The organism is Chondromyces apiculatus DSM 436, assembly GCF_000601485.1.
GTDB classification, from domain to species: Bacteria; Myxococcota_A; Polyangia; order Polyangiales; family Polyangiaceae; genus Chondromyces; species Chondromyces apiculatus.
Genome location: NZ_ASRX01000006.1, coordinates 151,199 through 173,612 on the forward strand (window position 1 = coordinate 151,199; position 22,414 = coordinate 173,612).

The 22,414-nt window shown below is 70.1% G+C and carries 17 protein-coding genes and 2 tRNA genes; 3 read left to right on the forward strand and 16 right to left on the reverse strand.

What is annotated here, in order from left to right; genetic code table 11:
* Nucleotides 1-307: 307 nt before the first annotated feature.
* From tkt to CAP_RS05135, 4 genes are all read right to left on the reverse strand, one after another.
* Complete coding sequence (gene tkt, locus CAP_RS05120; RefSeq protein WP_044236706.1) at nucleotides 308-2,299, reverse strand: transketolase; 1,992 nt, start codon at nucleotides 2,297-2,299, stop codon at nucleotides 308-310.
* Nucleotides 2,300-2,557: 258 nt separating this feature from the next.
* Nucleotides 2,558-3,553, reverse strand: coding sequence for a FliH/SctL family protein (locus tag CAP_RS05125; RefSeq protein ID WP_044236709.1), 996 nt, complete (start codon nucleotides 3,551-3,553; stop codon nucleotides 2,558-2,560).
* A gap of 165 nt (nucleotides 3,554-3,718) precedes the next feature.
* Nucleotides 3,719-4,288, reverse strand: coding sequence for a hypothetical protein (locus CAP_RS51900; RefSeq protein ID WP_044236712.1), 570 nt, complete (start codon nucleotides 4,286-4,288; stop codon nucleotides 3,719-3,721).
* 67 nt (nucleotides 4,289-4,355) lie between these two features.
* On the reverse strand, nucleotides 4,356-4,934 hold the full coding sequence (locus CAP_RS05135) for a hypothetical protein (RefSeq protein WP_044236713.1): 579 nt from the start codon (nucleotides 4,932-4,934) through the stop codon (nucleotides 4,356-4,358).
* A gap of 629 nt (nucleotides 4,935-5,563) precedes the next feature.
* Here CAP_RS05135 and CAP_RS05140 point away from each other — a divergent pair.
* On the forward strand, nucleotides 5,564-6,277 hold the full coding sequence (locus tag CAP_RS05140) for a hypothetical protein (RefSeq protein WP_044236714.1): 714 nt from the start codon (nucleotides 5,564-5,566) through the stop codon (nucleotides 6,275-6,277).
* A 44-nt stretch (nucleotides 6,278-6,321) separates the two neighbouring features.
* On the opposite strand, the gene CAP_RS05145 is transcribed toward CAP_RS05140, so the two are convergent.
* Both CAP_RS05145 and CAP_RS05150 read right to left on the reverse strand, forming a co-directional pair.
* A complete protein-coding gene (locus CAP_RS05145) occupies nucleotides 6,322-6,699 on the reverse strand; it encodes a hypothetical protein (RefSeq protein WP_044236717.1) in 378 nt (125 codons plus the stop codon).
* A 261-nt stretch (nucleotides 6,700-6,960) separates the two neighbouring features.
* On the reverse strand, nucleotides 6,961-7,983 hold the full coding sequence (locus tag CAP_RS05150; RefSeq protein WP_231511098.1) for a type 1 glutamine amidotransferase family protein: 1,023 nt from the start codon (nucleotides 7,981-7,983) through the stop codon (nucleotides 6,961-6,963).
* 293 nt (nucleotides 7,984-8,276) lie between these two features.
* On the opposite strand from CAP_RS05150, the gene murJ reads away from it, so the two are divergent.
* On the forward strand, nucleotides 8,277-9,944 hold the full coding sequence (gene murJ / locus CAP_RS05155; protein WP_231511099.1) for a murein biosynthesis integral membrane protein MurJ: 1,668 nt from the start codon (nucleotides 8,277-8,279) through the stop codon (nucleotides 9,942-9,944).
* Nucleotides 9,945-10,073: 129 nt separating this feature from the next.
* On the opposite strand, the gene CAP_RS05160 is transcribed toward murJ, so the two are convergent.
* On the reverse strand, nucleotides 10,074-11,549 hold the full coding sequence (locus tag CAP_RS05160) for an NHL repeat-containing protein (protein WP_156040500.1): 1,476 nt from the start codon (nucleotides 11,547-11,549) through the stop codon (nucleotides 10,074-10,076).
* Nucleotides 11,546-12,190 (reverse strand): protein-tyrosine phosphatase family protein, encoded by a 645-nt coding sequence (locus CAP_RS05165; protein WP_231511100.1) that lies wholly within the window; start codon nucleotides 12,188-12,190, stop codon nucleotides 11,546-11,548. Before CAP_RS05165 ends, CAP_RS05160 begins: the two co-directional genes overlap by 4 nt.
* A 263-nt stretch (nucleotides 12,191-12,453) precedes the next feature.
* Between CAP_RS05165 and CAP_RS05170 the strand changes: the two genes are divergently transcribed.
* Nucleotides 12,454-13,980, forward strand: a complete 1,527-nt coding sequence (locus CAP_RS05170) for a L,D-transpeptidase (RefSeq protein WP_044236720.1) — start codon at nucleotides 12,454-12,456, stop codon at nucleotides 13,978-13,980.
* Between the two features lie 300 nt (nucleotides 13,981-14,280).
* On the opposite strand, the gene CAP_RS05175 is transcribed toward CAP_RS05170, so the two are convergent.
* From CAP_RS05175 to CAP_RS43765, 8 genes are all read right to left on the reverse strand, one after another.
* A tRNA-Met gene (locus CAP_RS05175) sits at nucleotides 14,281-14,357 on the reverse strand.
* A gap of 94 nt (nucleotides 14,358-14,451) precedes the next feature.
* On the reverse strand, nucleotides 14,452-15,228 hold the full coding sequence (locus tag CAP_RS05180; RefSeq protein WP_044236722.1) for a TatD family hydrolase: 777 nt from the start codon (nucleotides 15,226-15,228) through the stop codon (nucleotides 14,452-14,454).
* Between the two features lie 208 nt (nucleotides 15,229-15,436).
* Nucleotides 15,437-17,887 (reverse strand): PrkA family serine protein kinase, encoded by a 2,451-nt coding sequence (locus CAP_RS05185; RefSeq protein WP_231511115.1) that lies wholly within the window; start codon nucleotides 17,885-17,887, stop codon nucleotides 15,437-15,439.
* Nucleotides 17,888-17,921: 34 nt separating this feature from the next.
* Nucleotides 17,922-18,464: a hypothetical protein gene (locus CAP_RS05190; RefSeq protein WP_197041011.1), complete on the reverse strand. Its 543-nt coding sequence runs from the start codon at nucleotides 18,462-18,464 to the stop codon at nucleotides 17,922-17,924.
* Nucleotides 18,465-18,489: 25 nt separating this feature from the next.
* Nucleotides 18,490-19,752, reverse strand: coding sequence for a serine/threonine-protein kinase (locus CAP_RS05195; RefSeq protein WP_044236723.1), 1,263 nt, complete (start codon nucleotides 19,750-19,752; stop codon nucleotides 18,490-18,492).
* A 7-nt stretch (nucleotides 19,753-19,759) separates the two neighbouring features.
* Nucleotides 19,760-20,506: a zinc ribbon domain-containing protein gene (locus CAP_RS05200; protein WP_044236898.1), complete on the reverse strand. Its 747-nt coding sequence runs from the start codon at nucleotides 20,504-20,506 to the stop codon at nucleotides 19,760-19,762.
* Between the two features lie 27 nt (nucleotides 20,507-20,533).
* A tRNA-Ile gene (locus CAP_RS05205) sits at nucleotides 20,534-20,607 on the reverse strand.
* 225 nt (nucleotides 20,608-20,832) lie between these two features.
* Nucleotides 20,833-22,365, reverse strand: coding sequence for a protein kinase domain-containing protein (locus CAP_RS43765; protein ID WP_052374195.1), 1,533 nt, complete (start codon nucleotides 22,363-22,365; stop codon nucleotides 20,833-20,835).
* Nucleotides 22,366-22,414 lie beyond the last annotated feature (49 nt).

Genomic DNA, 22,414 nt, shown 5'->3' on the forward strand with positions numbered 1-22,414 from the left:
CCTCATCCGGCTCGAACTCCCCGCGCGTCGCTCCCCCGCTTGAATGGCACATCCTACGAGCGGTCCGCGCTCCACGACCGGAAGCACGCATCCGCCAGATCTTTCCTGCCCTGTCGCGACGATATGCCGCCTGCCCACCCCGGCGCAAGGCCACCGGGTGCCGACCCCTCACGGACCCACATTTCCTGTCAGATGTGGCCCGGGCGGCCGGCGAGGAGCCCGCCGGTCACCCCGGCAGCGAAAACGACAAAACGCCGGGAGCGCCGCAGATCTCGAGGCGCTTCCGCCGTCCACCGTCATGCTCGGCTCATCCCCGGATGCGCGCCGCCACCGTCTCCGGCAAGAACCCGAACTCCTTCTGGAGCACCTTGTCCGGCGCCGACGCCCCGAAATCGTCGCGCCCCACGACGAGCCCCTTCTCCCCCACCACCGCGTGCCACGGGTACGTCACCCCGGCCTCGATGACCACCCGCCGCACCCCCGGCGGCAGCACCGCGTCCCGGTAGCTCGCGTCCTCGCGCTCGAACTGCTGCCAGCACAGCGCCGACACCACCCGCACCCGCTGCCCCTCGCCGTCGAGGATCTTCTTCACCGCCACCGCCACCTCGATCTCGCTCCCCGTGGCGACGATCACCAGCGTCGGATCGCTCGCGTCCGCGATGGTGTACGCCCCCCGCAGCATCACCTTGGGGTCGAACCCCTCGGCCCGCGCGATGTTCGCCACCTTCTGCCGCGTCAGCGCGAGCACCGTCGGCCCATCCTTCCGCTGCATCGCGTACGCCCACGCCCCCGCGCACTCCAGCGCATCGCACGGCCGCACCACGTCCACGTTGGGGATCAACCGCAGCGCCCACAGGTGCTCCACCGGCTGGTGCGTCGGCCCATCCTCCCCGAGGTAGATGCTGTCGTGCGTGAAGATGAACAGCGAGCGCAGGTGCGTCAGCGCCGCGATCCGGATCGCCGGCCGCATGTAGTCGCTGAAGATCAGGAACGTCGACCCGAACGGGATGAACCCATCCGACGACGCGAGGCCGTTCACGAACGCCCCCATCGCGTGCTCGCGGATCCCGAAGTGGATGTTCCGCCCCTCGAACTTCCCCTTCCCGATCGCCGGCGACCCCTCGATCAGCGTCTTCGTCGACGGGTTCAGGTCCGCCGATCCCCCGACCAGCGAAGGCACCAGCGCCGCCACCCGCTGCTCGATCGCCCCCGAGTGCGCCCGCGTCGCGCCCTCCTTGGTGGGCACCACCTTCACCAGCTCCTCCAGCAGGTTCTCCGGCACCTCGTGCGCCATGAGCTTCCGGTAGAGCTCCGCCTTCTCTCCCCCGGCCTTCTGCAGCTTCTCCAGCTCCTTCTTCCACGCCGCGTGCGCCGCCTTCCCCTCCTCCGCGCGCCGCGTGAAGATCTCCCGCACCTCGTCCGGCACGAAGAACGTCGGCTCCAGCGGCCAGCCGATCGCCTTCTTCGTCGCCTCCACGTCCTTCTCGCCGAGCGGCTCCCCGTGCGCCTTCTCGCTGTCCTGCTTCGGCGACCCGATGCCGATGTGCGTCCGCGCCACGATGAGCTTCGGCTTCCCCGTCACCGACACGGCCGTATCGAGCGCCTTCCGGATCTGCTCCTGATCATGCCCATCGATGTGCTGCACGTGCCAGCCGTACGCCTCGTACCGACGCCCCACGTCCTCCGAGAACGCGAGCTCCGTCTTCCCATCGATGGTGATCTTGTTGTCGTCGTAGAAGAAGATCAGGTTGTCGAGCCCGAGGTGCGCCGCGAGGCTCCCCGCCTCCCCGCTCACCCCCTCCATCATGTCCCCGTCCGACGCGATCCCGAACACCCGCCCCGTAGCGATCGACGCCACGTCGTCGAAGCGCGCCCCGAGCATCTTGATGCTCGCCGCGGTCCCGACCGCGCTGGCGATCCCCTGCCCGAGCGGCCCCGTCGTCGTCTCCACCCCTGCCGTCAGGTGCGACTCCGGGTGTCCCGGCGTCTTGCTCCCGAACTGACGGAACTGCTTGAGCTGCTCCATCGGCAGGTCGTACCCCGCGAGGTGCAGCATCCCGTAGAGCAGCATGCTCGCGTGCCCGCACGACAGGATGAACCTGTCCCGCCCCGGCCACGACGGATCCTGCGGGTCGTAGCGCAGGTGCTTCGTGAAGATCTCGAACGCGATCCCCGCGAGCGCCATCGGCGTCCCTGGGTGCCCCGACTTCGCCTTCTCCACCCCATCGACCGCGAGCATCTGGATGGTGTGGATGGCCTTCTTGACGAGCTCCGGGGAATCGTGCGCCTGCTGGTTCATGGAAGGGGTCCTCCTGGGCTGCGCCAGACCTGTCAGCCCGCGCGCCGACGTGGCGTAGGCGATGTCCGGGCCAGACGCCACCCGTACCAGGAAGAAATCCCTTCCTTCCCTCCCCCCTCGCCCCTTCCCGCCCCTTCTCCGTCTCCCTCTACGCGCTCGCCCCCTCCGCGCTCGCCCCCTCCGCGCTCGCCCCCTCCGCGCTCGCCCCCTCCGCGCTCACCCCTTCCGCGCTCACCTCTTCCGCGCTCACCCCTTCCGCTACGCCAGCAGATCCTCCGCCGTGCGGGCCGTCAGTGCATTGTCGATCCACCGCTTCAGCATGTCCGCATCACTGCACGCCGCGATGCGCTCCCGTGCCGGAGCCGTCAGCGTCACCCCTGTCCGCGCGCAGAACTCCATCAGCGCTTCGCGCAGCCCTTCAGCCCTGCCTTCCCGCAGCCCCTCGGCCTTGCCTTCCCGCAGCCCCTCAGCCTTGCCTTCCCGCAGCCCCTCGGCCTTGCCTTCCCGCAGCCCCTCGGTCTTGCCTTCCCGCAGCCACTCCACGCGTCTGCGTTCGACGAGTCCTTGCAGGAACGGCGGCGTCGGTATCTGGGATAGATCGACCCTGTTCATGAGCAGCGCCTCCAGCGCACGGCGCACCGGTCCGCGGAGCGCCCCATACACCACATGAAAGTAAACCCCTGCCCTCTCCTCGTCGAGTCGTTCCAGCCCCATCAGCGCCGCCATGATCACATCGAGCCCCTCCGGCCCATTGCCATGCGCGAGCGCAGAGAGCACCCCTAGCTCCGGAGCACACGCTGCGACAGCGCTGTCCGTAATACGCGGAAGCTGCGCGGGCCCCAGCACCCGAGGACGCACGATACCGTCCCCATGCGTCACGCCCAGTGCAATGGGCATTGCCGCCCACGAAGCCACGTTCTCGTAAGGCGTCACCACCAGCACGATCGCCGGACAGCGTTTCCGTGCGCGCAGCACCGTCGCGTACACCGGCCAGGAGTACTTCTTCCCGGCATCCTCCGCGAGTTGCACCTCCACCACCACCGCCAGCACCAGCGCCCCATCCGGCGCCCGCACCTCGACCACCAGATCGGCCCGATACTCGATGGGAAGGAGCTGATCCAGCCCCGCCTCCACCACGCTCACCGCCGCCCCCTCCGGAATCTCCATCCCCAGCAGCTCCGCCAGCAGCCGCGGGACGAGCGTCGGCCTGTCACGAAAGAGCTGCACCAGGGCGTTGTGCTCGAGCGAGGGCATGGCGAACGAGCCCCCCCGCCGGAGACCGCGCAGATCGCGGCCCAGCCCTGCACGCGCCGCGCGTGGGGGAAGTGCTCCTCGATCCTTCCATCGGGTGCAGCGCACTCCCAGTTGCGCAGAATCGACGTCCCGCCCCCTGAGCGGCTGACGTCGCGGCTACCCATCTCACATGCAGTCGTACACCCAGACGTAGACCATCTCCTCGCGCAGCACCTCCACGGTCACGTCGAGGTTCGCCGCGATGGTCGCGAGGCTCTCCTCCGTCGCGCCGCCGATGGTCACCACCTCGTGGGTCCTCGCCAGGCCAGACGCACACGCCGACGTGCTCACCGTGCAGCCCGTCTTCGGCATGCCCCCGGTCTCGCACATGTCCTCGTCGTCGCCGAAGGCGTCGCCGAAGTCCCACACGCCGTAACAGGCAAGCTCCCCGGGAGGCAGGTTCAGCGACGGACGGGTGCTGCAGCGCATCGCGTTCGTGTGCGGAGGGGTGGTCGAGGGCGGCTCGTCAGGCTCGTCGGGAGGCGGCTCGTCAGGCTCGTCAGACGGCGGCTCGTCGGAGGGAGGGGTCTCGCCGGGGAACGGCTCCGTGGTGCCGCTGCCGTCACCCTCGTCGGGGAGCGGGAGCTCCACCCGGCTGCCGCAAGCCGTCGTGCCGACGAGCAAGGCGGCCACGGCGAGGGCAGCAATCACGAGGCGTGAGGCGGGCGCGCGGGTCGCGTGGACCTCGGTCGTCATGACCACGCAGTGTATCCGGCACGCGTGGTCGCCAGCCAGGAGTGAGGTGGGCTCTCGTCGCGCGGGCTCAGAAGCTGGTGCAGTTGTACACGTAGACTTCCACCATCTCCTCGCGCACCACGGCGGGGGTGACGTCGAGGTTCTGGGCGATGGTCGCGATCTCTTCGCTGCTCGCGGAGCTGATCGACACCACGCGGCTCGACTTGGCGAGGCCGCTCGCGCAGGCCGGCGTGGCCACGGCGCAGCCCGTCTCGGGCGCGAGGTAGTCGCCGCACATGTCGATGTCGTTGCCGAAGGCGTCGCCGTAATCCCAGACGCCGTAGCAGGCCAGGGCACCTTCGGGCAGGTTCAGGTCAGCCTGCTTGCTGCAGTCCATCGCGTTCACGCCGGGCGCGCTCGCCGCGGGAGGCTCGTCGCCGTCGGAGGGTGCGCTCCTCGGGGACGTCTCGCCCGAGGGGGGGGGCGTGTCAGGCTCGGGGGGGGGATCGGGCTCCACGTCGGGCTCGGGGGGAGGATCCGGTTCTGCCTTCTCGTCGCCATCCACGGGGTCGGTCTGGAGGACCGTGTTGCCACAGCCGGTGAGACCGGCGAGCAACGCGGCTGCCAGGACAGAAGACCTCAACAACGTGATGTACAGCTTCGTCATCGTGAACCTCGCTCCTTCAGCCGGCACATGACCTTCGCACGGTGTGCGGGGCCATGCGGCCGAGTACAAGCTCGATACAAGCAGCGGACATTACCGCGGTCGGGCCCCCTCGCGCATCCCTTGAGAAGCGTACCTCGACATTCATTTACGAAGCGCTGCGAGGCGCTGCGAGGTGCGAACGCTGCGTGCCGGTGCAGATGGCGTGAACCGGGCGTCCATGGCCTGCGAACATCGCGCAGCACCCGCGAAGCTCGGTGCACTTACGGTCTCGGTTCAGGCGTGTCCCACCCGCGACGAGCGGCCGTCGGCACAAAGACCACCGTGACCTGACCCGCGACGAGCGGTCGTCGGCACAAAGACCACCGTGACCTGACCCACGACGAGCGGTCGTCGGCACAAAGACCACGCTGGGACGCCCGGAGATTGCCGGATTTCATCTCGACGGAAACGGGATGCTGGCTCCGGTGGCGCCAGATCTCCTCTCGACGGAACTGGGTGCTGACCTCGATCAGGGAAGCATCCTCACGGAGAAGAAAAGTTCGGGAGGGCCGGGATGAGGGTGCGGGCGCCAGGCGTATTTCCTCTGAGGGCACGCGGTAAGTCCCGGGTGCCTGGAGAGGGACACGATCATGAGAAGGTACAGAAACAACGCTGGTTCTCCCGTCCGCACCGATTACGGCATCGGGCTGCAGACAGGGCTCCGAGCTTTTCCGGAGACGACTCCCCTCGCGACGGCGTTCGAGGTGCTCAACGACGGGCTGGAGACGGCGCATCTCGAGCGGCAGGCGCGGCGGAAGCCGATGGTGCAGGCGCGCGCGCGGGTGCGCTTCGGCAACTACCACGTGGATCAGGCCATCCGCATGACCCACAACGCGGCGCAGAACGCGGATGGGGGGCGGCGGGGACCGCTGACGATCGCGCTGTTTCCGGAGGGGCTGACGGAGGTCGTTGCGCCGAAAGGGGCTGCCCAGATCGCGCCGACCGAGGAGCTGCTCGACCGGTTCGCGAAGAGCAAGCTGCCCGCGATGGTGCCGCTCCGGGCGGAGTGGGTGCCGCGCATCGAGACGGAGCTTGCGCGCCTGCAGCAGGCGGCAGCGACGTACGAGGCGGCGAGGAAGGCGTACGTGGATGCCTACACCGAGGAGGTCGCGCAGCGGGCGGAGCACGCGCGCCAGGTGGACCGGCTGATGGGCCTCGTGCGGGCGGAGTTCCCGCGCGACAAGGCGAAGCAGGACGTCATCTTCCCGGACCTGGCACGCGACAGCACAGTGCCCAGCGAGGATGAAGAGGAGGACGAGGAGGAGGTCGAGACCTCCTCGTCGGTGCCGGCGACGTCAACCTGACGCGGCGCCGGTCGAAGGACGCCGTCTGGCCGGGTGCGATGCGGTCAGGCGGCGGACTCGGTGCCCGTCGAGTCGGGATCGTGGTCCCGCGACGAGGGGACCAGGAGCTCGCTGCTCAGCGGTGGGATGTCGCGCGGGATGTCACGGTGCCAGACCATGGCAGAGCCGATGCGGCAGGTCTGCAGCGCGGCGAGCTTGGCGTTCACGTAGGCGGCGAGGCGGGCGATGGACCCGAAGTGGGTGTCGTCGATCTCGTCCTCGTGCACGTCGATGATGAACTGTTCCTCGACGAGGTTGGCGAGGGTGCGGAGGTCGACGGCGTTGACGCCACCTTCGAGGAGCGGGGCGTCGTCACTCAGGCCGAGATGGCCTGACCAGACGCTGCGCACCAGTTCACGCACCTGGTCCTGAACTGCCTTCACGATGACTCTCCCCGTCAGGAGCGGCGCGGCCGAGGTGAGACGTCCTCCGGATCTACCCGCCCCTGGATCCTTCTTTCGATGCAGGCCGAGGACGAGGCATCGCGTCGAAAGACGCAGCCGTGCGTCAACGCGCAGGGACGCACGCGATGGGTCGGCCCGGGCGATCGAGGCTCACGTCGAGGGTGTGACGCTCAAGGAGAAGGCAGCGTGCAACGGGATAGGATGCAAGACGCGCGCTGGCGGTGACGATGCGACGTGCGCTTAGGCGCCCGAGGGGGCGGCGAGGTTGGCGGAGGGAGGGGTGCTCGGGCGGGGCGGGGTGGCGCTCATGGCGGTGCCGCCGGGGGCGAAGCGCTCGGGGATGACGTCGGGGACAGGGGGGAGGCCGACGTAGTCGCGGTGAGGGGCGAGGAGGTTGAAGCGGCGCGTGAGCCAGCCCGGGATGAGCAGGGTGTAGGTGCGGGCGACGCGGCGGGGATCGTCCAGGGTGCGGAGCATGGCCTGGTAGGTGACCTCGCCGTAGGTGGCCTTGAAGGCGGCGGCCTGCTCGGGGCGGGAGATCCAGTTCACCACGCCGGCGCGATCGGCTTCGGGGTGGAACTGCACGGCTTCGATGCCGGGGGCGATGTCGACGCCGAGGATGGCGCGGCCCTTGGAGATGCCGTCGCGGCTCTCAAGAGCAAGGAGGGATCCGCCGAGGGAGGCAAGCTTGCGCTCATCGAGGTCGACCGCCTCCCAGTTGCGGTGCTCGAAGGCGAAGAGGCGGTCGCCAAAGGGTGCGAGCAAGGGGTGCGTCTGTCCGGCGGGGGTCATGTACACGGGCATGATCCCGAACTTGCGATCGACACGCGGGGCCATCTTCGCGAAGGCGAAGTGCTGCACGGCCATCTCGAACGAGTGGCAGATGGCGAACATGGCGCGCTGGTCCACGCCGCCCTTGATCGTGGACTCGACGGTCTCGTCGAAGAAGCGGGCGAGGTCGAAGGTCCAGGGGTCACCCGCGCCGTCGAAGGGAGAGCCGGGGCCGCCGGTGCCGATGTAGAGGTCGCAGTCGCGCGGGATGGGGTTGTTCGTGTCGCGCGGGGAGACCTCGACGAGCTGGCAGTCGAGCTGCGGGTTGTAAAGGCGCACGCGCTCGAAGAACGTCGCCACCATGCCGCGCAGGCAGCGCATCGCCTGGTTCACGTGGCCGTTGTTCATGTCCACGATGCACAGGCGCAGCGGCCGGATGTCGTTCGTGGAGGTGGGCGCGCTCGGGCCGAGGTGTTGGGAGTGCTGCGTCATCGTTCGCGGTGTCAGGGCTGTATCAAGTGTGCATCATGAATGCGGCAAAAGCCCCCCGTAAAGACTTCATACCACCCCTCGGGAGGGTGGAGAAGCAAGGGATCCGCAGGTCCGGGGGCAGGCGTGTCACGGATGAGTTACGTGCCAGCCTTTCCGGGCCAACCGCGGCTGCCGTGAGAGCGCAAAGCTCGCCCGACATGGACGGTATCTGGTAAAAGCCGCCGCGTGAGCGGCAAGGGCCTGGCTTCTGTACGTGCCGCTTCCGCGCGTGCGGTGGTGAGGGAGCCCGTGTGGTGAGGGAGCCTGCGGAGAAGGCACCAAAAGTCGAGGCACCGGCAGTCAAGGCGCCTTCGGGTGGGCGCTCGGCCGCGCTGGTGACGGCGGGGATCCTGCTGTCGCGGCTCGCAGGGCTGCTGCGCCAGCGGGTGATGGCGCATTACTTCGGCGCGGGGGCGCTCGCAGACGTGATCGCGGCGGCGTTCCGGATCGGGAACATCACCCAGAACCTGCTGGGCGAAGGGACGCTGTCCGCGTCGTTCATCCCGGTCTACGCGAAGCTGCGGGGCGGCGGGCGCGGGCGAGAAGCGGCGCGGTTCGCGTGGTCCTCGCTGTGGCTGCTGGCGCTCGGGGTGGGCGCGGTGTCGGTGCTCGGGGTGCTGTTCGCGCCCTGGCTGTCGGCACTGCTGGCCGCAGGGTTCGACGCCGATCGGCTGGCGCGGACGACGCAGATCGTGCGGGTCGTCTTTCCGATGACGGGGCTGCTCGTGCTGTCGGCATGGGGGCTCGGGGTGCTCAACGCACACCGGCGGTTCTTCCTGCCCTACGCAGCACCCGTGGTGTGGAGCGCAGCCCAGATCGCAGCACTGTGGGCACTCGGGGGGAGGCTCGGGTGGCGCGGTGAGGCGCTGGCCGAGGCGCTGGCGTGGAGCGCACTGGTGGGTGCAGCGCTGCAACTCGGGCTGCTGCTCCCCGCAGCGCGGCGCTTGCTGGCCGAGGTGGGGGCGGGGTCAGGGACAGGGGTGGGGGCAGGCAGCAGCGTGGAAGCGGGCGCCGATGCTGTCGGTGCAGACGCACGCGCCGGGGGCCTGGGGCTCGGTGATCCGAACGTGCGGGAGGCGGTGCGGCGGTTGCCAGGGGCGCTGCTCGGGCGCGGGGCGATCCAGATCTCGGGTCTGCTGGATACGCTGCTGGTGAGCTTCCTGGGGACCGGCGCGAACGCGGCCTTCGGGTACGCGCAGACGGTGTACCTGCTTCCGATGAGTCTGCTGGGGACCGGCGAGGCGGCAGCGTCATTGCCAGAGATGGCCGCAGACACGGCCGAGGCAGACAGGGCGCGGCGGAACGCGGCCATCCAGGCGCGGCTCGGGGCGTCCCTGGGGCGGCTGACGGTGCTGTCGCTGCCAGCCACGGCGGCACTGGTGGGTCTCGGGCCAGAGCTGATCACGCTGCTGTTCCAGACCGGAAGCTTCGACCGGGAAGCGACCGCGCGGGTGGCGCCCCTGGTGGCCGCCTACGGGATCGCGCTGCTCGGCAACGCCTCAGGGCGGGTGCTGGGAGCGACATGCTTCGCGCTGGGAGATACGCGGACGCCCGCGCGTCTGGCCGTGGTGCGGGTGGTGGTGAGCACGGTGCTGTCGGTGGCCCTGATGCAGCGGCTGTCGGTGCTGGGGGTGGTGCTCGGGGCCGTGATCGCAGGGTGGGTGGAGGCGATCCTGCTGGGGCGGCGGGTGCGGGCCGAGGTCGGAGGTCTGGGTCTCAGGGCCGTGCGGCTCGGGCGGGTGCTGGCACTGACGGCCGTGTCCCTCGGAGCCGGGCTCGGAGCCCGCGCCGCACTGCCGGAAGGGCTCACGGGGAAGCCCCTGGGCGCGCTGCTGGTACTGGGCGCATTCGGAGGCGCGTTCGTGGTGGCCGCCCCCGCGCTGGGCCTGCTCAACGTGCGCTCCCTCCTCCGCCGCCGCTAGGTACTGCGTACCCTGGAGCAGGGACCTGCGGTCCCTACGCTCCCGTTGGTCGCTACCCCCCTTTTGAGGCGCGAACGCGGGGCCGAGGAACCAGGGAAGAACCACGAACCAGGGACGAGAGGACCAGGGCTACTGGGGTAGCTTCGCCACGAAGGCGGTCCAGCCGGGCCACGCGTCACCGCGCGAGGTGGGGCCGGTGCCGAAGTCGGCGGTCCCGGCGAAGAAGCCGGTCATCACCAGGTTGCTGGTGCCCGACATGGCCATGTCCTGCACGTTCAAGCAAGACGAGACGCCCTCGTTGGCGAAGGGCCGGCTCCAGAGGGCGTTGCCGGCAGCGTCGAGCCGGGAGGCAAAGCCGGTGCTGCAGTCCCGCCCGACGATCGCGGCGCCGCCGAGGTCCATGCTCACGTCGAAGATGCCCGCGAGGGCGATCTCGTCACCCACCGCCGCGACGCCAATGCCGCGCGCAGCAGCACCGTCGCCGAAGCGCCGGGCCCAGAGGGGGGTGCCCGAGGCGTCGAGCTTCGCCACGAAGCCGTCGTAGTCGGTGGTGCCGGGTTCGAGAGGCGCGCTCGAGAGCGCCTCCAGGGTCAGGCTCCCGATCTGGAGCGTGCTCCCGAAGTGGCCCGTGACGAGGACGTTGCCGTCGTCGTCGCACGAGACGCGGTTCGAGAGGGTGTCGCCGAAGGCGCCCGCGATGTCGCGGCTCCAGACGTCGGCACCGCCAGGGTCAAGCTTCACGATCCGGTAAGGGAAGGCGCCCCCGATGGCCACCACGATGCCGCCCGTGCGGTCGACGGCGATGCCGTCGGGATACGGGGTGTCGGCAAGCACCCTGCTCCAGGCGTGGTTGCCGTCGGCATCGAGCTGCGCGATGAGCGTGCCGCCGGTGCCACTCTCCAGCGGTCCGCCACCGAGGTCGATGGTCCCCGCAACAGTGCCGGTGATGACGATGTCGCCGGTGTCCTTGACCGCCACGCTCGTGCCCTGCTGCGAGCCTCCAGCACCGAAGGCCTTGCTCCAGAGGTGGCCGCCTTCCGGGTCGAGCTTGACGATGAAGAGATCGGTGCCGTCGGCCGGTACGAGCGGTCCTCCCCCGAAATCCTCCTCGCCCGTGAGCTTGCCGGTCACGACCATGTTGCCCTCGCGGTCGAAGGCGACGCCGAAGGGAAGCGCGGTGGAGAGCCTCCGGCTCCAGACGTGGTTCCCCCGGACGTCGAAGCGCGCCAGAAAGCCCGACGACGCCGTGGCGCTGCCGAAGGGTCCACCGCCGAAGTCGAGGATGCCCGTGGCCATGCCGATGAGGGCGACGTTGCCGGTGGGATCGACGTCGAGCTTCAGCCGGCGGCTGAAGTCGTTCTCGGCGAGGTCGCCGTAGGCACCACTCCAGGGCGTCGGGTCGACGGGAGGCTCGGGAGGCAGTCCAGAGCCGCCTGTGCCACCCGCCCCGTCCGTGCCACCTGCGCCACCCGCTCCGCCGGTGTTGTCTGGGCCGCCGGTGGCGGAGGGCTTGGTGTCGTCACCGCCGCACCCGACCAGCAAGCCGAAGGCGAGGGCCGTGGCCCAGAGGAGCGGTCCAGCGTTCGTCCCTGTCTTCACATTCATCTCGCTTCTTCTCGCGTCCTTCCCTGCACGGAATCGGCAAGGCTACCAGAAGCGCTCGGGGAAGCGTCGCGGGTACGGCGCCAGGCGACGTACTCGTGGATGAAGGCGCGCTGGAAGGGGCGGAGCTTGATGCGGGGACGAAGGCGTTGGAGGTGTCCGAGGACCTCGTCGACAGGCATGCCGTCATGGATGGCGAGGTAGCAGGCGGTGAGGACGACGCTGCGGCCGACGCCGCTGGCGCAGTGCACATAGACGCGCTCGCCACGGCCGATGCAGGCGGCGAGGAAGCGGACGCCCGCGTCGCAGTCCTCGAGGGTGGGGGCGCGCATGTCCCAGCACTCGACATGGTGGTAGGCGATGCCAGCAGCGCGAAGGGCGGTGACGGGGTCGACCAGCTCGTGGGAGACGTTGATGACGGCGCGGATGCCGAGGTCCTGGAGGACGGCGACGTCGCTCGGGAAGAGGAAGCCGCCGAGGAGGATGTGGGGGGTGGTCCAGGTGCGCCAGGCAGCGCCGGGCCTGAGGGCGGCAGCCGCGCGGCGGGCGGCGATCATCGGGTAAAAGACGAGGCGGTACGGGACGAAGAGGGCGGCGCGGAGGGACGGAGGGAGGGCCAGGTTCGGGGGGAGCGAGAGGGGCACGGGGCGATTCTTGGCGCCTCCGCGGGGAGAGCGCCAGGGGGCTCGAAAGTTGGCCCGGAGGAACGGGGTCGGGCATGCGTCGGTCGATGACGTCGGGAAGCTCTCGTCCCTCCTGCTCGCGGTCGCTGTCACGACGGCCGCGCTCGCGTTCGCTGTGCTCGGGCGCGCTCCCGATGGGTTCATCCCCACCGGGGTCCTCTCCGCCGGGGTCCTCTCCGCCAGGCTCGTCCCCGCTGTCGTGGGCATGCACGGCGCTTCAGGTGATGGCGCTCGGGGCGCTGGGATGCACGGGGGCAGACGCGGGGGTGGGGCTGTCGAAGGGAACAGCGCAGGGACCCTTGGAGGTGCCGGAGCTGTCCGCCGAGGGGCCGAAGCTCGTGGCGGTGCGGCCCGGGGTGCCGGTGCTGGAGCGGCCCGAAGCAGGGGCGCGGAAGCTCGGGGAGCTGTCGGTCGGGGCGCTCGTGACGCGGTCGGTGGAGGCGTACGGGAAGGCGACGTGCGCCGGGGGGTGGTACGCGGTGCGGCCGCGGGGGTTCGTGTGCAACGGGGATGGGGTGACGCTGCGGGTGGATCTCGCGCCGCTCCTGCCTGCGCCGCCAGAGGTGTCGCGTTCCCTGCCCTACCGGTACGGGCGGGCGCGGACGCAGGGGACGCCCGCCTACGTGGGGCTGCCCGATCCGGCGGCGGTGGCGGAGGCGGAGCCCGATCTGGGGCGCTGGTTGGGAAAGGCGGGAGAGCGCGCAGGGACGCTGCTCGGGGCAGCCGCGAACGATGTGCCGCTCGACGGGCGCGGGGTGCCCTCGGGGCCACCCGTGCTGCTGCCGACGGGCGATGGGATCGGCGAGGAGGGGAAGCGGACGGAGGGGTCGTTCTTCGGGTTCGGCGGGGGGAAGGCAGGGGCTCCGCTGGTGCCGCTGCCGGTCGTGGGCGGCGAGGTGGGCGCGAAGCTGGCGGCGCTGCGCAAGGGGAGCGGGGTGGCGGTGACGCGGAGCTTCGAGGTGAACGAGGGGGGCGAGGGTGAGGGGCGGCGGTTCGGGGTGACGCCGGATGGGCGGCTGGTGCCCGCAGACCGGCTGCAGGCCGCGCCAGGGTCGACGTGGCACGGGGTGGACCTGGAGAAGGTGGCGCTGCCGCTGGCGTTCGTGCACCGGTACGACGTGCACACGTGGGAGATGGAGCGGGGGAAGGCGACGGAGGGTGAGGAGGAGCTGGAGCGTCACGCGCCGGTGCCGCTGACGGGGAAGTTCCGGACCGTGGACGGGGTGCGCTTCGAGGAGGCCCGCGAGGGCTTCTGGGTGCGGGCGCAGGATCTGGTGGTGGTGGTGAAGCGGAGCAAGTTCCCCGAGTTCGCGCGGGGGACGACGCGGTGGCTGGACGTGAGCGTGGCGAACCAGACGCTGACGGCCTACGAGGGGCAGAAGGCGGTGTACGCGACGCTGGTGTCGACGGGCCACGATCAGCTCCAGGACCCGGCATCCACGGCGTCGACGCCGCGGGGGGTGTTCCGGGTGCGGAGCAAGCACGTGACGCGCGGGGTGGATACGCGCGAGGTGCAGGAGAGCTTCGACGTGGCCGACGCGCCGTGGGTGATGGAGCTCGATCCGGGGGTGTCGCTGACGGGGATGTACTGGAGCGACGGGGTGGGTGAGCCGCGGACGTTCCACAACGTGGCGCTCCTGCCCGTGGACGCGCGGCGGATCTTCGGCTGGGCCGAGCCTGCCGTGCCCGAGGGCTGGCACGCCGCCTACAGCGCCGAGGGCGAAGGCACAATCGTCAACGTGCGGCCCTGAGTACTGCGGTACTGCGTACCCTGGATCAGGGGCCTTGCGGCCCCTGCGCTCCCGATGGTCGCTACCCCTGTTTCCTCGCGCGAGCGTCGCGCCAGGGACCAGGGACCAGGGACCAGGGACCAGGGACCAGGGACCAGGGACCAGGGACCAGAGACGAAACCGGGAAGAGGAACGTGAGGGATCGGTCCCCGGTCGTGGCGGCGTCGCTCGACCGGGAGGCATGTCGCCAGAGGCGACGTGATGGTGGTGCGGAGGTCTGAACGCTGACTCGCTCGTCGCGAGGATCAGTGCACCAACAGGTGGTGCCGAAGGAGGGAATCGAACCCCCGACCCGGCGCGTATGAAACGCCTGCTCTAGCCAACTGAGCTACTTCGGCGGCAGGGGCGCGGAGCGCCCCCAGGCACAAGCGGGGGCGGACTATGGCGACCTGAATCGGGTCTGTCAAGCGCGTGAAGTGCGCGCGTGATCGATCAGCCAGGGAGGTGGAGACGGCGGCGGGTGTTCTCGGCGGTGCGCGCGGCGACGGCCTCGAAGGACTCGCCGCGAAGGTCGGCGATGAAGCGGGCAGTGTGGGCGACGTGGGCAGGTTCGCAGCGCTTGCCGCGGAAGGGGATGGGGGCGAGGTAGGGGCTGTCGGTCTCGACGAGGATGCGGTCCGGAGGGGCCCAGGCGGCGACCTCCTGGATGGCCTTCGCGGTGCGGAAGGTGACGATGCCGGAGAAGGAGAGGTCGAAGTCGAGGGCGAGGGCGCGCTCGGCGAAGGGGCGGTCCTCGCTGAAGCAGTGGATGATGCCGCCGACCTCGGAGGCGCCCTCCTGTTCGAGGAGGGCGAGGGTGTCCTCGGGAGCCTCGCGGGTGTGGATGACGATGGGCTTCTTCACGCGGCGGGCGATCTGGATGAGGTCGCGGAAGACGCGGTGCTGCACGTCGCGGGGCGAGCGCATGTAATGGTAGTCGAGGCCGATCTCGCCGACGGCGACGACCTCGGGGCGGGCGGCGAGCTCGGTGAGCTCGGTGAGCATGGCGTCGGTGACGTGGGAGGCGTCGTGGGGGTGGACGCCGACGGCCGCGCTGACGTCGGGGCGGCGCGTGGCGAGGTCGGCGGCGAAGCGGGCCGGCCCGAGGTCCTCGCCGACGCCGATGACGACAAAGGCCGAGACACCCGCCTCGCGGGCGCGGTCGAGGACGGCGTCAGCGCCTTCCTTGAAGTAAGCGGGGTCGAGGTGGCAGTGAGAGTCGATCAACATGGAGTGCCTACCCTAGTCGTTCCGGCCCCTTGGCGCCGCGAGCTGCGCTAGCAACGGGGGTAGCGACCATCGGGAGCGTAGGGGCCGATAGGCCCCTGAGCCAGGGTACGCAGTACCGGGAGCGTAGGGGCCGATAGGCCCCTGAGCCAGGGTACGCAGTACCGGGAGCGTAGGGGCCGATAGGCCCCTGAGCCAGGGTACGCAGTACTCAGGTGACGAGCTCGGCGTAGCGGGCGCGGAGGAGGGCGGTGGCGGCGTCGAGGGCGCAGTTGTCGCAGTAGCCCATCTGGCGGAGGCGTTCGAGGGCGGCGCGGGCGTTCCGGCGCTGCTCCTCGCGCAGCTCGCCCCAGGCAGGGTCGCGGGGGCGCTGCTCCTTGCCGTCGCGCAGGAAGGTGCAGAGGTCGCGGACGACGAGGGCGACGCCCTGCCTGCGGTCGCGGAAGACGGTGTCGCGCAGCTTGCGGAGGAGGTGGGGGAAGACGGTCTCGTTCACGACCTTCTCGCCGGGGTGGTCGATGGCCCAGGCGGCGATGGAGGAGATGAGGCCGCGGCGGTGATCTTCGTGCCGGCCCTGGGTGCCGAGGAGGCCCTCGACCTCGCGCATCATGCGCTCATCGGGTTGCTCGAAGTCGCCGGTGTGGGGGTTCCTGATCTTCTCGCCCTTCACCCACACGGTGACGTGGTGGATGTAGCGGTCGAACAGCTCGGCATAACGGCCTTCCTCGACGAGGCCGCTGGCGGCGCGCATCTCTTCTTCGAGGAGGTCGAGGAGGCGGCGGCGGGCGATGTCGCGGAAGAGGCGGTGATCGTGGTAGCCGCCGGCGAGCTGCTTCTCCTTGAGCCAGTCGAACTCCGACTGGCGCTTGCAGATCTCGTCGAGCTCGGCGAGGACGGCGAAGGGGGAGAGGCAGGCGTGCTCCGGGCTCTGGGCGGCGTCGAGCAGGACGGTGCGCACCTCGCGCGGGGAGATGCCGAGGCGGCCCTCGTAGTCTCCGGAGGCGTCGCTCTCGTGGTAGAGGGCCTCGACGCTGGCGCGGAGGAGCTTCTGGGCGTCGGGATCGAGGCGCTCGGGGGGCGCGCCAGTGGCGTAGAGATCCACCTTCTCCTCGGCGGTGAGGGCCGAGATGATGGGGGCCAGGGCGTCGGGGTAGCGCTTGGACTCGGGCTGGCGCATGCGGGTGAGCACCGCGAACTGCGCTGCGACGCGCGTCGCGTGGGGGGCGACGTGGCGGGTGACGAAGGGGACGATCTGGGCGTCGTAGATGGCCTGCTCGTCGGTCCAGGAGCGGAGGTAGGGGGCGCGGATCAGCTCGAAGCGGCCCCGGAAGCTGGGGAACTCGTGGTGCTCGCGGAAGGCGGCGAGGTGGATCTCGTTGGCGCTGCCGATCATCACCACGTTGGTCTGCACGGTCTGCTGGGAGAGGCTCACCTCGCCGGTCTCCAGGGTGAGCTGGAGGTAGCGGAAGGCGTCGATGGGGCGCTTGAGGAGGTCGCTGAACTCGAGGACGCCGCCGGCTGCCTCGACCAGCTCGCCGTGGGCCTCGAAGAGGGTGGTGGCCTGGAGCGAGGTGGGGAGCGAGGCCAGGGAGCGGTCGGCGGTGATCTGGCGCTCGCCAGCGTCGACGGAGAGGGCCGGGCCGACGGTGACCGCGCCGAGGCGGTAGCGGCGGGAGATGAAGTAGCGCTCCACCTGGACGTGGCGGAGAACCTCGACGAGGGAGCCGTTGTTCGCGGCGAGGAGGGCCTCGAAGACCTGCTGGTTCTTGTGGGAGAGCTTGCCGCTCATCAGCCACTCGGGCGGGGGCTCGGCGGCGCTCGCGTCCTCGTAGAGCTTGAGGATCATGGCGCGGCGCTCGCGGAGGGGCAGGAGGAAGAGGGGGTGGTCGCGCAGCTCGATGACGAGACGGGAGTCGATCTGGTCGTCGCTCAGGTGGGCGTAGCTCACCGTGTCGGCGGCGCTGGCCTTGACCTCGCCGCCGAAACCGATGGCGCCGCGCATGGTCTTCCTGCTGGGGAAGACCCAGTGGAAGCGGTAGAGGGCGCCCTCGTCGAGGGTCGTGTAGTGCTCGAGAGCGCGGAGGATGCAGGCGGCGACGGTGCTCTTCGCGGAGCCGTTGGGGCCGTGCATGAGGATCAGGCGGTTGGCGCGGCCCTCGCGGACGAAGTTGCAGAGGGCGCGGTAGGTCTCGGCCTGGATGTCCTCCTGGCCGATGAGCGCGGCGTCGCGGCCGTGGTAGGTGGCGGCGTGGCGAGGTTCGGCAGGCGCTCGGGGCTCGCCCTCGTCGCTGGTGGGACCAGGGGGCGCCGCGCCGGGAGTCTCGGCTTCCCAGGGCAGGTCGAAGAGGTTGAAGCGGGTGAGCTCGCCCCACGGCCGCTTCACCTTGCGGGTGCCGTAGTGATCGAACATGTCGCGCACGTACCGGGCGGCGTCGCGGCCCTGGCGGATGGGATCGGACGCGAACAGCTCCAGGTACTGCTGGAACGACAGGACGCGCCGCTCCTCGTTGAAGCGGCGCTCCATGGTGGAGGCGATGGCGTCCAGATCCGAGAGCGCGATGCGGGTGCGCTCCGCAGCGTTGCCTACGGAGCGATCGGGGTCGTGGCTGGCGGTGGAGGGGCCGGCCTTGTCGCCCCGGCTGGCGGAGGATTCGCTGGTCACAGGGGGCAGAGTGTAGCCCCGCTGCACCGCGAGGTCACTCGACGTCGACGCTCGCCTCGAGCTCCTGCTTGTCCATGATGCAGTTGGCTTCGCTGCACACGCTCATGTAGAGCGTGCCGGAGACCTTCGTCGGACCGGCCTTGGAGACGACGAAGGGGACCTTGAAGAGGGCCTTTTTGTCGTCGACAGTGCCGTCCTCTTTCTTGAGGACTGCCTTCGGGTACTTGATGCCGTCAGGCGCCGGCTCGGTGGGCTTGAACTTGATCGGGTACTTGTCGTTGATGTGATAGGGCGCCTTGGGCACCAGGGTGACCTCGACCGAGCCTTCCTGACCGGCCTTGTACTTGCCGGTGGGCTTCATCTCGATGGTGTAGGTCTCGCTGTCGACCTTGGGTCCCTTGGCAGCAGCAGGCGCGGCCTGGACGTCGGAGCCCGGCGGCGGGGTGGCTGCCTCGCTCGCCGTGCATCCGGCGAGCGCGCCCGTGAGGGCGAGCGCCGAGAGCGCGGTGAGGGCCGCGCGCGAGGCGCGGGACGGGGACGACGGGAGGGAGGCCCTGAGCGATGGCGCGTGAATCACGCTCCGTAGATACCACGCTCCACGGTCACCGGGCGATCAGGAACGCGATGACCACCCCGACCAGGACGGCGGCGGTCGCGACGGTGGGCACGAGCCAGCGGGCCATGGGCCTCGGCATCCCCATCACCAGGTCGTCCTGGAAGGCGACCGGACCACCGAGCGAGCCAGCACGGAACAGCTCGTCCGAGGCGTCGGCGGGCTTGCCAGGGGGTTCGCCTCGGGCCGCTGTCGCTTCGTCGTGCGCGGTGAGCGCGCCAGGGAGGCCTGCAGCGATCCGCTCGGCAAGCTCTTCCTGCGCGACGTACGCCCACTCCTGGTGATCGCCGGTGAGGCCGTAAGCATGCCCGAACTCGTCGGCGAGCTGCGCGGCGGTGGCGGTGCGCGCCTCGGGCTCCTTCGTCATGCTCCTGGCCATCACCGGGTCGAGTATCCGCGGCACCGAACTGCGGACCACGCTCGGGGGCATCAGCTCGTCGGTGAGGATCGCGAGGAGGATGGCGGGGCCGGTGGTGCCGCGGAAGGGGACGGTGCCGGCGAGGCACTCGTAGATGATCGCCCCGATCGACCAGATGTCGGCGCGGTGATCCAGGGTGGGCAGGGCCTGGGCCTGCTCGGGAGACATGTAGAAGGGCGAGCCGATGGTGGTACCGATGGCGGTGAGCTTCTTCGCGCCCTCGCTGTTGTCGCGGACGCTGCCGAAGTCGAGGATCTTCACCTGGTCGCCCTCGCGGGTGCCGACGAGGAAGACGTTGTCGGGCTTGAGATCGCGGTGCACGACCTTGCGCGCGTGCGCAGCGGCGAGGCCGAGCGCGAGCTGCGAGACCATGCGGATGACCCGCTCGGGAGGGAGGGTCTTCTCGCGCTTGAGCAGGGAGCGCAGCTCCTCGCCTTCGAGGTACTCCATCACCAGGGCGAAGCTCTGGTCCTCGGTGCGCTCGAAGGCGAAGACCTTGATGATGTGGTCGTGGAGGAGCGCGGAGCTGACCTCGAACTCACGCCGGAAGCGGTGCAGGGCGATCTCGTCGCTGACCACGTCGGTGTGGAGGATCTTGAGGGCGACGCTCCGGCTCTCTTTGAGATCGAGGGCCTGGTACACGCGGCCGGTGCCGCCATCGGCGACGACGCGCCGGATCTGGTAGCGGCCTCCGCAGAAGGCCTTGCCGACCCGGGGGTCGTCGGCGTCGGTGGGGACGGGTGCCTCGGCGACGGACAGCAGGCGCTCGCCGTCGATGGGGCAGTAGCTGCCGTCATCAGGGAAGAGCCGCTGACATGACGGGCAGGCTTTCAAGCTGAGCTCAGGCGCGCGATGGGTCTGCCGAGGACGCCGTCTCCAGAGGCACGTGGTAGTAGATGATGCGGATGCAGCTCGGGCACTGCTTGAACTCATCCATGTGGCGCATCTGCTGGAACATCATCGGCGGGATGGACATGTGGCAGCCCTGGCAGGTGCCGTTGGTGACGCGCGCGATGGCGACGGGGCGACGGGTGCGGATCGACTCGTAGCGGCGGTAGAGCGTGGAGGGCAGCTTGCTCGCGACCTTGGCCCGCTCTTCGAGGCGCACGGCCTTCTCGGCTTCGAGCGTGGCGAGCGACTCGGTGGCGCCAGGGGCCGTGCCTTCCAGGGCGCGGCTCACGTCGGTCAGCTTGCCATCGGCGTCGGAGATGGAGGTGCGGGCTCCGTCGGCAGCTCCGGTCAGCCGCTCCAGCTCCTCCTCGCGGTCGCGCACGAGCTTGCGGAGCTCCTCGACCTCGCGCTGGGCCGCCATGGACTCGCGTTCGTTGCGGGAGCGGTTCAGCTTCTCGCGGGAGCGCTCGATCTGGTTCGCCATCTGGCGAAGCTCGATCTGCAGCTCGCTGCGGGTCTTGTCCATGGCGCTCAGGGACTCTCGGTCGACCTTGAGCCTGTCCTCCAGCGACTTGACCTCCGACCGCATCCCCGCAAGCTGGCCTCGGTGTTTGCCGAGCTGCTCTTCGATGCGACGGAGGTCGACGTCGATCGCGGACAGCTCCTCCAGGGGCGGGATCTGGTCGCGGATACTCACGTGTTCCTTCGTCTCCTTGTTGCTGGGTAGGCCCACCTGGACTCGAACCAGGAACAGCCCGGTTATGAGCCGGGGGCTCTGACCGATTGAGCTATAGGCCCGTGCGACGGGCCGACCGGACTGTCCGAGAGGTCCCGCGTTGCTCCACGATGTGGAACGACCGTGACAACGTAGTCCATGAGGACCGCCGTTGGAAGGGATTGGCGCCAGGTCGCTCCGCGGAAACCACGCACGAGGCGGGTCAGCATGCTCGGAGCGGTCGTTCGAGCGCCGTTTTCAACAGAAAACCAGGGGCCGCGCTGCGGTGGGCGGACGTCCGGTGGTCCTCATCCCCCCGCAGCGGCGCCGAGACAGACGCACATGGAGCAGCTCCCGATGCCGAGGACGAGCAGGCTGACGAGCACGATGAGCGCGATGGTGGAGGGATGAAGGGTGCCCGATCTTCCGTGGGGAGGCGGCTGGCCGTAAGCCACCGGGCCCTGGGGGTACGGGGGTGGGGCCGGAGGATGGGTGAGCTGCTGGCCGTAGCCGGGCTGGAGCGGGGGGGCGTAGCTGGGCCCGTAGCTGCCGCCCGGGTGCATGCCTGGTCCCTGCGGGGGGGAACCATGAGGCGTGGGCCCGTGATGGGGGACTCCGTGCATCGGAGGAGGGGGATAAGACACCATGGGCGGCCCGGGCGCCTGGGCATGCGGGTGAGAGATGCCCTGGTGAGAGATGCCCTGGTGAGAGATGCCCTGGTTGAATTGCGGCGAGGTGCCGGGGTGCTGGGTGGAGGGCGCCGTCTGCGCGAGCTGGGCCTGGGGAGCCGGCGGTGCGTGGGCAGCGGAGACACTGGAGGCGGTGGTCGCGGTGCGGGCGGCCGTCGCGGTCGCACCTTGCGCGCCGGCAGCAGCGGGCGGCGGAAGCGCGACCTGGGTGGCCTGGCCGTTCGACTGGAGGACCCGCAGCACGCGCTCGGCGGAGACGCGCTCGTGAGGGGCAAACTCCGCGAGGTCCACGGCAAACTCGGCCACGCTGGGGTAGCGGCGGGCGGGCTCCTTCTCCAGGCAGCGGAGGATGGCTGCCTCGATGCCTGCGGGCGCGTCGGGTCGGCGGGAGCGCAGCGGGGGCGGCGGGTGGCTGAGGATGGCCATGCAGAGCTCGGCCATCGTCGAGGCGAGGAACGCCGCTTCGCCGGTGAGCAGCTCGTGCAGCACGACACCGAGGGCCCAGATGTCCGTGCGCGCGTCGACGTCACGGGACGATTTGAGCTGCTCGGGTGACATGTACTTGGGAGAGCCCATCATCGCGGCGGTCTGCGTGAGGGGCGCCGACGCCGGACCTTCGCCGCTGAGGAGGTTTGCCTTGGAGATGCCAAAGTCGAGCACCTTCACGAGGGGCGAGCCGTCGGCGCGGCGGGTGAGGAAGAGGTTCGCCGGCTTGATGTCGCGGTGAACGATGCCAGCGACGTGGGCCTCGGCGAGGCACTCGCACGCCTGGAGGATGTATCCGGCTGCCTCGGCGGGCTCCAGGCGGCCGCGGGCGCGGACGAGCTGCTGCAGATCCTGCCCCTCCAGGAACTCCATCACCATGTAGGGCGCGCCGCTCTCGAGCACGCCGGTGTCGAGCACGCGGGCCACGTGCTCGCTCTGGATGCGCACGGCGGCGCGCGCCTCGCGATCGAAGCGGGCGACGATGTCCTGTCGGGCTGCGAGGTCGGGCAGCAGGAACTTGAGGGCGACGCGCTGGCCGAGGTGGGTGTGGGTCGCGGCGACGACCACGCCCATGCCCCCTTGCCCGAGGACGCGATCGACACGGTACTTGCCGGCGAGGAGGTCGCCTGGCTTGACGGGGGCGTTCGCGGGCGTCTCGTCAGTCACACCCGCATCTATACCTCAACGCCCCGAGGGACGCGCTATCCGCCACTCC